Raw genomic sequence first — 8504 nt, 5'->3', positions numbered from 1 at the left:
TGGGCGGTCAGGTTGTCCGCCATGAAGTTCACCGAGTCGGTCAGGTCACGCCAGGTGCCCCGCACGCCCTTGACGTCCGCCTGACCGCCGAGCCGCCCCTCGGTACCCACCTCCCGCGCCACACGCGTGACCTCGTCCGCGAACGCCGAGAGCTGATCCACCATCGTGTTGATGGTGTTCTTCAACTCCAGGATCTCGCCCCGGGCATCGACGTCGATCTTCTGGGACAGGTCGCCCTTGGCCACGGCGGTGGCCACCTGGGCGATGTCACGCACCTGGGTGGTCAGGTTGCCGGCCATGGCGTTGACGGAGTCGGTCAGGTCGGCCCAGGTTCCGGAGACCCCGGGTACCTGCGCCTGGCCGCCCAGCGTGCCCTCGGTACCGACCTCGCGTGCCACACGGGTCACCTCGGAGGTGAACAGCGACAGCTGGTCGACCATGCCGTTGAACACGGACGCGATCTCGCCGAGCAGGCCGCCGGCCTCTTCCGGCAGCCGGGTGCCGAAGTCGCCGTCGCGTACCGCCGTCAGCCCGGCCAGCAACCGCCGTAGCTCCGGTTCCCCCGGCACTACGCTCGGATCCTGGATTGCGGTACCCGCCTTGTCCATGCTCTCCCTCTCCCCGAACGCCCCGCGGCATTCGCTCCGACACGCAGACCTGCCGTCAACTGTCGGAATTCTCGCCCCCACCGGCCGCTGCGAACGGTCTCATCGTATGGCCCGGCCGGCCGCCGGTTTGATTCCGGCAAGTATTGTCACTCGACAACGGCCGAAGGTCGACTGACAAGCCTTCCGGTAACCGACCGGGTCTCCGGCCGGCACCGCCGCCGGACGCCGCGCGAAACGACGCGGCGCCCCTACCGGCGGTTGCTCCAGGGGATCGGTATCGTCCGCCCCGATGCCCCGGGTCCGCGGCTCAACCGCCCGTACGAGGAGGAGCACCATGTCCGATCGTCGGCAGGGAAACGCATCGGATGACGAGTCCGCGTCGCCGGCACTCGAGGCCCGCCGGGCAGGCACGCACGACACGGTGCGGCTCGCGGTGGTCATCGGTGCTCTCGGCGTGGTCTTCGGCGACATCGGGACCAGCCCGATCTACACCCTCCAGACGGTGTTCAATCCGAACGACCCGCACCCGGTCCCGGTCAGCACGGACAACGTGTACGGGGTGGTGTCCCTGGTGTTCTGGTCGGTGATGATCATCGTCACGGTCACCTATGTGCTGCTGGCGACGCGCGCCGACAACGACGGCGAGGGCGGCATCATGGCGCTCATCACCCTGCTGCGGCGGCTGAGTTCACAGCGTGGGCGTCGGGCCGCCGCCGCACTGGCCGCGCTCGGCATCTTCGGCGCGTCGCTGTTCTTCGGCGACAGCATGATCACACCGGCGATCTCGGTGCTGTCCGCGGTCGAGGGCCTCAAGGTCGTCCAGCCGTCATTGGAGGACGCGGTCGTGCCCATCACCGCGGTGATCATCGTGCTGCTGTTCCTGGTGCAGCGCAGGGGAACGGCGGCGGTGGGGCGGGTGTTCGGCCCGGTCATGATCGCCTGGTTCCTGGCCATCGGCGCGTGCGGGGTCGTCGGCATCTCCGACCACCCGGACATCCTCAAGGCGCTGTCGCCGACGTACGCGCTGGGCTTCCTGTTCGGCCATTGGGGTACCGCCTTCTTCGCCCTGGCCGCGATCGTCCTCGCGGTCACCGGCGCCGAGGCGCTGTACGCGGACATGGGGCACTTCGGCCGCCGGGCGATCACCCGGGGCTGGCTGTTCCTCGTGCTGCCCGCCTGTGTCCTCAGCTACATGGGTCAGGGCGCCCTGATCCTCGACGACCCGGACAACATCAGCAGCCCGTTCTTCCTGCTGGTGCCCGACTGGGGACGCTGGCCGATGGTCCTGCTCGCCACGGCCGCCACCGTGATCGCCTCCCAGGCGGTGATCACCGGGGCGTACTCGGTCGCCTCCCAGGCGGCCCAGCTGGGTTATCTGCCGAGGCTGCGCATCGCGCACACCTCCGAATCCACCATCGGCCAGATCTACGTCCCCTGGATCAACTGGCTCCTGATGGTCTCGGTCCTCACCCTGGTCTTCGCCTTCCGCGCCTCCGAGGCACTGGCCTACGCGTTCGGCATGGCGGTCACCGGCACCATCACCATCACCACGCTGCTGTTCTTCTACGTCGCCAGCGCCAAGTGGGGCACACCCCGCTGGCTGCTCGGCATCGGCGCGGGGGTGCTCCTCTTCGTGGATCTGCTGTTCGTGGCGGCCAACATGACCAAGCTCGTCCACGGCGCGTGGCTGCCGCTGCTGATCGGCCTCACCGCGTTCACCGTCATGACGACCTGGCAACGCGGCCGGGAGATCGTCACCGCGGAACGGGCGCGCCAGGAAGGCCCGCTGCCCGAGTTCATCGAACACCTCCGCGAGGGGCGGGAGCCGACGGTCCGGGCACCCGGCACGGCCGTCTTCCTGAACCGGGGGAAGGAGACCGCGCCCCTGGCGATGGTGGCCAACGTCCAGCACAACCACGTGCGGCACGACCATGTCGTGATCCTGGCGATCAGGACCGAGCCCGTGCCCCGCGTCCGGGACGACCAGCGGATCGCCGTCGACGGCCTCGGGTACGCCGACGACGGGATCATCCACGTCACCGCCCGGTTCGGCTACATGGAGACACCGGACGTGCCCGGCACCCTGGCCCTCCTCGACCCGGCCGACACCGAGGGGCCGCTGCGGCTCGACCAGGCGTCCTACTTCCTGTCGAAGATCGAGCTCCGGCGCGGGAAGGCCCCGACGATGGCGCCGTGGCGCAAGAGGCTGTTCATCGCCACCTCCTACATCACGGCCGACGCCGCCGAGTACTTCGGCCTGCCCCGCGACCGGACGGTGATCATGGGCTCTCAGGTCGAGGTGTAGGCGCCTACGGTCAGTCGTCGCCCTCGAGGTTTCCTTCCGTCTCCAGGTACACCTGCCGCAGCCCCTCCAGCACCGCCGGGTCGGGCTTCTCCCACATCCCCCGCGACTCGGCCTCCAGCAGCCGCTCGGCGATGCCGTGCAGGGCCCAGGGGTTGGCCTGCTGGAGGAACTCGCGGTTGGTCTCGTCCAGGACGTAGGTCTCGGTGAGCTTGTCGTACATCCAGTCGGCGATCACGCCGGTCGTGGCGTCGTAGCCGAACAAGTAGTCCACCGTGGCGGCCAGTTCGAAGGCTCCCTTGTAGCCGTGGCGGCGCATCGCCTCGATCCACTTGGGGTTGACCACGCGAGCGCGGAAGACGCGCGAGGTCTCCTCGACGAGGGTGCGGGTGCGGACCGTCTCGGGGCGGGTCGAGTCGCCGATGTACGCCTCGGGCGCCGTGCCCCGCAGGGCGCGGACCGTGGCGACCATGCCGCCGTGGTACTGGAAGTAGTCGTCGGAGTCGGCGATGTCGTGCTCGCGCGTGTCCGTGTTCTTCGCGGCCACCTCGATGCGCTTGTACGCCGTCTCCATCTCCTCGCGGGCCGGGCGGCCGTCGAGTTCACGGCCGTAGGCGTAGCCGCCCCAGACCGTGTACACCTCGGCCAGGTCGGCGTCGGTGCGCCAGTCGCGGGAGTCGATGAGCTGGAGCAGACCGGCGCCGTAGGTGCCGGGGCGGGAGCCGAAGATGCGGGTGGTGGCGCGGCGTTCGTCGCCGTGTTCGGCGACGTCCGCCTGGACATGGGCCCGGACGTGGTTCGCCGAGGCCGGCTCGTCCAGCGACGCCGCCAGGCGTACGGCGTCGTCCAGCAGTCCGATGGTGTGCGGGAAGGCGTCCCGGAAGAAGCCCGAGATGCGCAGGGTGACGTCGATGCGGGGGCGGCCCAGCTCCTCGGCGGGGACGGGCTCCAGCCCGGTCACGCGGCGGGAGGCGTCGTCCCAGACGGGGCGGATGCCGAGCAGGGCGAGGGCCTCGGCCACGTCGTCGCCCGCCGTGCGCATGGCGCTCGTGCCCCACAGCGACAGCCCGACGGAGGTGGGCCATTCGCCGTTGTCGGTGCGGTAGCGCTCCAGCAGGGAGTCCGCGAGGGCCTGGCCGGTCTCCCAGGCGAGGCGGGAGGGGACGGCCTTGGGGTCGACGGAGTAGAAGTTGCGGCCGGTCGGCAGGACGTTGACCAGTCCGCGCAGCGGGGAACCGGAGGGGCCCGCCGGGACGAAGCCGCCGTTCAGGGCGTGCACCGTGTGGTCGATCTCGGCCGTGGTCGCGGCGAGGCGCGGCACGACCTCGCGGGCCGCGAACTCCAGGATGGCGGCGACCTGTTCGCCGTGCTCGCTGGGGACGGCGGCCGGGTCCCAGCCCGCGTCCTCCATCGCCTGGACCAGGGCGCGGGCCTTCTCCTCCGCCGCGTCGGCGGTGGTACGGGTGGCGGCGGACTCGTCGAGACCGAGGGCCTCGCGCAGGCCGGGCAGGGCCGTGGTGCCGCCCCAGATCTGGCGGGCGCGCAGGACGGCGAGGACCAGGTTGACGTGGTCGGCGCCGGTGGGCGGGTTGCCCAGGACGTGCAGACCGTCGCGGATCTGGGCGTCCTTGACCTCGCAGAGCCAGCCGTCGACGTGCAGCAGGAAGTCGTCGAAGCCGTCGTCGTCGGGCCGGTCGTCCATGCCGAGGTCGTGGTCGAGCTTCGCGGCCTGGATGAGGGTCCAGATCTGGGCGCGGATCGCCGGGAGCTTGGCGGGGTCCATGGAGGAGATCTGGGCGTACTCGTCGAGCAGTTGCTCCAGGCGCGCGATGTCGCCGTAGGAGTCGGCGCGGGCCATGGGCGGCACGAGGTGGTCGACGAGGGTGGCGTGGACACGGCGCTTGGCCTGGGTGCCCTCGCCCGGGTCGTTGACCAGGAACGGGTAGACCAGGGGCAGGTCGCCGAGGGCGGCGTCGGGGCCGCAGGCGGCGGACAGTCCGGCGTTCTTGCCGGGCAGCCACTCCAGGTTGCCGTGCTTGCCGAGGTGGATCATCGCGTCGGCGCCGAAGCCGCCGTCCTCGGCACGGGCGGCGATCCAGCGGTAGGCGGCCAGGTAGTGGTGGGACGGCGGGAGGTCCGGGTCGTGGTAGATGGCGATGGGGTTCTCGCCGAAGCCGCGCGGGGGCTGGATGAGGATCAGCAGGTTCCCGAAGCGGAGGGCCGCGAGGACGATGTCGCCCTCCGGGTTGCGGCTGCGGTCGACGAACATCTCGCCCGGCGCCGGACCCCAGTGCTCCTCCACCGACGTGCGCAGCTCCTCGGGGAGCGTGGCATACCAGCGGCGGTAGTCGGCCGCCGGGATGCGCACCGGGTTGCGGGCCAGCTGCTCCTCGGTGAGCCACTCCTGGTCGTGGCCGCCCGCCTCGATCAGCGCCCGGATCAGCTCGTCGCCGTCGCCGGAGGCCAGGCCCGGCACCTCGGCGTCCGTGCCGAAGTCGTAGCCCTCCTCGCGCAGGCGGCGCAGCAGGGCCACCGCGCTGGCGGGGGTGTCGAGGCCGACCGCGTTGCCGATGCGGGAGTGCTTGGTCGGGTAGGCGGAGAGGACCAGCGCGAGGCGCTTGTCGGCCGGCCGGATGTGGCGGAGCCGGGCGTGGCGTACGGCGATTCCGGCGACGCGGGCCGCGCGCTCGGGGTCGGCGATGTAGGCCGGCAGGCCGTCCTCGTCGATCTCCTTGAAGGAGAACGGGACGGTGATGAGGCGGCCGTCGAACTCGGGGACGGCGATCTGGCTGGCCGCGTCGAGCGGGGAGACGCCCTCGTCGTTCTCCTCCCAGGCGGCACGCGAGCCCGTGAGGCACAGGGCCTGGAGGATCGGCACGTCCAGCTCGGTGAGCGCGCCGGCGTCCCAGGACTCGTCGTCACCGCCGGCCGATGCCTCGGCGGGCTTGGTGCCGCCCGCAGCGAGGACCGTGGTGACGATCACGTCGGCGGCGCGGAGTTCCTCGATCAGCTCGGGCTCGGGGGCGCGCAGGGAGGCGACGTACAGGGGCAGGGCCCGGCCGCCACCGTCCTCGATCGCGTCGCACAGGGCGGCGACGAAGGCGGTGTTGCCGCTCATGTGGTGGGCGCGGTAATAGAGCACGGCGACGGTCGGACCGTCGGCGCCGTCGCGGGGCGTGCGCTCCAGCGGGCCCCAGGTGGGTGCCGCCGCCGGCGACTCGAAGCCGTGGCCGGTCAGCAGGACCGTGTCGGAGAGGAAGCGGGCCAGCTGCTCCAGGTTGGCCGGGCCGCCGTGGGCGAGGTAGGCGTGCGCCTCGGCGGCGATGCCGACCGGGACGGTGGAGGCTTCCATCAGCTGGGCGTCCGGGGCCTGCTCGCCGGTGAGGACGACCACCGGGCGGCCGTCGGCCAGGAGCAGGTCGAGGCCGTCCTGCCAGGCCCGGATGCCGCCGAGGAGACGTACGACGACCAGGTCGACCCCGTCGAGGAGGCCGGGGAGGTCGTCGAGGGCGAGACGGGAGGGGTTCGCGAAACGGTAGGACACCGGGCCGGCGGCCGCGCGGGCGCTCAGCAGGTCAGTGTCGGACGTCGACAGGAGCAGGATCATGCGGCGTCGGGCCTTCCTCGGGGTGTCCGCGCCCCGGGTGGTGTCGAAATGGGGTCTCCCCTGCTCGGGCGATGCCGAGCGTTCGGGGAAGGGAGTTCCTGACTCGCCCGGCCGCATGGGCCGGACTCACAGTGGCGGGACCGCGCCGGACTCGCACCGGCTTCCTCCCCTGTCGCCGTCGTGGCGATGGCGGACCGGATGATCCGCCGCGATCATAGTAAGTGCCAGGGGAAGAGGGCACGGCATACACCAGGTGTGATGGTAGGTATGCTCGCCGCCATGTCCACGGCTGTCCCCCGCTCATCGACCCAGGCCACAGCGGTCCCACGCGACCGCGGTGACGCCTGTCCGGGGACGCTGCGGCTGCACGCGGCGGACGACGGAGCGCTCGCTCGCGTCCGGATTCCCGGTGGTGTGCTGACCGTTCCGCAGGCGGAGACGCTCGTGGAGGTGGCCGAACGGCTGGGCGACGGAGACCTGCATCTGACCTCGCGCGGCAACGCGCAACTGCGGGGTCTGCCCGACGGATGCGCCGGGGAGCTGGCCGAATTGCTGGACGCGGCCGGGCTGCTGCCCTCGCGCGGGCACGAGCGGGTGCGCAACATCGTGGCCTCGCCGCTGTCCGGTCTCGACGGGCGGGGCGTACTGGACGTACGGCCCTGGCTGACGGCCCTCGACGCGGCACTGTGCGCGAGCGAGGCGGCGCGGGCCCTGTCAGGACGTTTCCTGTTCGCGCTCGACGACGGACGCGGCGACGTGGCCGGACTCGATGCCGATGTGACGGTACGGGCGACGGCGGACGGCGGCGCGGAACTCGCGCTCGGAGCGGCCGGCCAAGCGCTGCACGTCGGTGTCGAGGAAGCGGCCCGGGCCGCGCTGGCGGCCGCGGAGGTCTTCCTGGAGGCGGCTCGGACGAGCGGGGACCGCGTCTGGCGCGTGGACGAACTGTCCCTTTCCGGCGACGAGTTGCTCGATGCGGTCGGCAGGCGGCTGCGGGCCGAGGACATCCGTCACGAGCGGCGAAACCGGGCGACCGGCCGCACGGCCGGCCCGCCCCCGGGCGCCCTCGGTGCCGGGCTCTCCGTGCACGTACCTCTGGGACGGCTCTCGGCACACCAGTGGCGGGAACTGGCCCACGTCGCCGCCGGTGAGCTGCGTCTCACCCCGTGGCGCGGTGTGGTTCTTCCCACACCAGGAACGGACCCGGACGTGTCCCTCGCCCGCCTCGCCGCCACCGGCCTGGTCACCGACCCCGGCGACCCCTGGCTCCGCGTCGGGGCCTGTATCGGCAGCCCCGGATGCGCCAAGTCACGGGCGGACGTACGGACCGACGCGGCCGAGGCCCTCGGCGCGATCGAGCCGGGCGGCCTCCCCTTGTACTGGTCCGGGTGCGAACGCCGCTGCGGACACCCCCGGGGCGACCACGTCGACCTGGTCGCCGCCCCGGGAGGCGGCTATCTGCTCTCCACCGCCGTGAGCGGTCAGGAACCCCGGACCGCCTCGATCGACGCCCCCGCCCGACTCGCCGCCGCCCTGACGGCGATCACCTCATGACCCCTATGACGACCATGACGACCGAAGGCAGCGAGAAGAACACCGTGACCACGTACGACTACGAGAAGGACGGTCCGGCCATCTACCGCCAGTCCTTCGCCACGATCCGCGCGGAGGCGGACCTCGCGGCCCTGCCCGCCGACGTCAGCCAGGTCACGGTCCGGATGATCCACGCCTGCGGGATGGTCGACCTCGTACGGGACCTGGCCTACTCCCCGGCCGTCGTCGCCCGCGCCCGCGAGGCCCTGCGCGCCGGCGCGCCCATCTTCACCGACGTGCAGATGGTGGCCAGCGGCGTGACGCGCAAGCGGCTGCCCGCCGACAACGACGTGCTGTGCACGCTCTCCGACCCGTCCGTGCCGGAGCTGGCGGCGAAGCTCGGCACCACGCGCAGCGCCGCCGCGATGGAGCTGTGGCGGGACCGGCTGGAGGG

5 protein-coding genes and 1 riboswitch are annotated in these 8504 nt (G+C 71.9%); of the genes, 3 read left to right on the top strand and 2 right to left on the bottom strand.

Going from position 1 to position 8504, the window contains the following annotated elements; genetic code table 11:
* On the bottom strand, positions 1 to 608 hold a 608-nt coding region (locus tag ACFT4A_RS42090; protein ID WP_382841907.1), incomplete at its 3' end, for a HAMP domain-containing protein.
* Between the two features lie 334 nt (positions 609 to 942).
* On the opposite strand from ACFT4A_RS42090, the gene ACFT4A_RS42085 reads away from it, so the two are divergent.
* The gene (locus tag ACFT4A_RS42085; RefSeq protein WP_382841904.1) at positions 943 to 2913 is read left to right on the top strand and encodes a potassium transporter Kup; all 1971 of its coding nucleotides are present in this window, start codon (positions 943 to 945) and stop codon (positions 2911 to 2913) included.
* Positions 2914 to 2923: 10 nt separating this feature from the next.
* Here the strand turns inward: ACFT4A_RS42085 and cobN are convergent, their stop codons facing one another.
* Positions 2924 to 6517, bottom strand: a complete 3594-nt coding sequence (cobN, locus tag ACFT4A_RS42080; RefSeq protein WP_382841901.1) for a cobaltochelatase subunit CobN — start codon at positions 6515 to 6517, stop codon at positions 2924 to 2926.
* Positions 6518 to 6609: 92 nt separating this feature from the next.
* Positions 6610 to 6684: riboswitch (cobalamin riboswitch) on the bottom strand.
* A 100-nt stretch (positions 6685 to 6784) separates the two neighbouring features.
* Here cobN and cobG point away from each other — a divergent pair.
* Together cobG and ACFT4A_RS42070 are read left to right on the top strand one after the other, a co-directional pair.
* Positions 6785 to 8071 carry a precorrin-3B synthase gene (gene cobG / locus ACFT4A_RS42075; RefSeq protein ID WP_382841898.1) on the top strand — a complete coding sequence of 429 codons (1287 nt, stop codon included), beginning with the start codon at positions 6785 to 6787 and terminating at the stop codon, positions 8069 to 8071.
* A 5-nt stretch (positions 8072 to 8076) separates the two neighbouring features.
* On the top strand, positions 8077 to 8504 hold a 428-nt coding region (locus ACFT4A_RS42070; protein WP_382841895.1), incomplete at its 3' end, for a precorrin-8X methylmutase.

It is taken from the genome of Streptomyces sp. NPDC057099, from assembly GCF_042671245.1.
Lineage (GTDB): Bacteria > Actinomycetota > Actinomycetes > Streptomycetales > Streptomycetaceae > Streptomyces > Streptomyces purpurascens.
This window is presented reverse-complemented; position numbering and strand designations above follow the sequence as displayed.